Origin of the sequence: Rossellomorea aquimaris (genome assembly GCF_001877785.1) — a bacterium.
Taxonomy (GTDB): Bacteria; Bacillota; Bacilli; order Bacillales; family Bacillaceae_B; genus Rossellomorea; species Rossellomorea aquimaris_A.
This window is the reverse complement of the sequence record NZ_MINN01000089.1, coordinates 1-1,439: the sequence shown is the minus strand read 5'-3', so window position 1 is coordinate 1,439 and position 1,439 is coordinate 1. Positions and strand designations below refer to the sequence as shown.

At 40.1% G+C, this 1,439-nt stretch carries 1 protein-coding gene; it reads left to right on the top strand.

The window, feature by feature from the left end; translation table 11 throughout:
• Positions 1-145 precede the first annotated feature (145 nt).
• Positions 146-1,439 (top strand): IS1182 family transposase (locus BHE18_RS12470; protein WP_071618906.1); only part of this gene is annotated, 1,294 nt, incomplete at its 3' end.

The following is a 1,439-nucleotide window of genomic DNA, read 5'->3' as shown; positions in this document are numbered from 1 at the left end:
GGGGACGGTTCGAGACCGATGAAAAAGTCTGATTTTTAACTGTCATGTGAATTATTTTTAAGAACCTTCGGTTTTTCAAAATCAAAAAGCCCCCTAATGGTATAATTAGTGCGACCAAACACAAACCATACTAGGGGGCTTTTCTATGCTTCGACCTGAGCCAAAACAATATAGCTTTCATTCTGAATTATACAATAAAATCCCTGAAAAACATATACTTAGAAAAGTTTTGAAAGCGGTAGATTTCAGTTTTATTAATAGTCTACTAGAGAGCTCTTATTGTAAAAACTTTGGCAGACCAGCAAAAGAGCCGGAAATGATGTGTAAAATCCTGTTCTTACAGTATATCTATAATTTATCTGATGACATCATCATGGGAGAGGCCAGTCTGAATCTTGCTTATTTATATTTCCTAGGTCTCAATCCTGAGGATCAGCTCCCTGAAAAGAGTCTTCTTTCAAAGTTCAGAACGCAGCGGTTAGGAGAGTCTACTCTTGACGAAATCATCATAGAAATCGTCCGGCAGTGTGTAGATAAAGGGATTATTAAAGGCAATAGTGTAAGCATAGATGCCACGCATATTGAGGCAAATACCATAAAGAAGACACCCGAACGGATTATGAAACACTTGGGTAAAGCCATTGTCCATACATATGAACAAGAATCTGGAACAGACCTAGAAGGTCTGCCGGAAGCACCAGATTACAAAGAAATCTCTGATCACAAAGAAGCGAAAGCCGTGATGAAAGGTTACTTAGAGACGGTGTTGGACAAGGTGGAACCTAAAGTATCTACGAAGGAAGTTCACACTGCGGCTATTATTCAAAATGCCAGAAATATTCTAGCAGATCCAAAGTTCATGAATCAAAAGGGCGTTCGCTCTTTGGTTGATGGGGAAGCCCGAGTCGGGCGTAAAAGTAAAACTCAAGATTTCTACGGGTATAAAACAGAGTTTGTCATGACGACCGATGAACGGATTATAACTTCTGTGCGGACTGGTGACGGTGCTTATATTGATGGAAGTTATGCCAAGGATTTATTTGAAGAGACAAAGAAAAGTGGAGTAAAACTCCAAGAGGTTTATGGAGATAAGGCTTACTTTCGTAAATCCATATTAGATCAAATCGAGGAAGTAAAAGCGAAGGCGTACATCCCGGTAAGTGCCACCGTGTATCGATTGGACGAAAGTGAGTATTCATATAACAAGGACTCAGATGAATGGCAGTGCAGCCAAGGGAATACAACCGTGGAGAAGAAATATTATAAATCCAACCGTAAGGATGGAATCAGGGAAGGATATAAATATTACTTTGAGTTAAAACAGTGCAAGGCCTGTCCGTTACACGACTCCTGTACACAAAATCGTGCTCGGAGAATTCTTACAGTCGGGATGAACACGGCTCAATTTTATGAACTCTCCCAACAGCAAAAGACAGAAG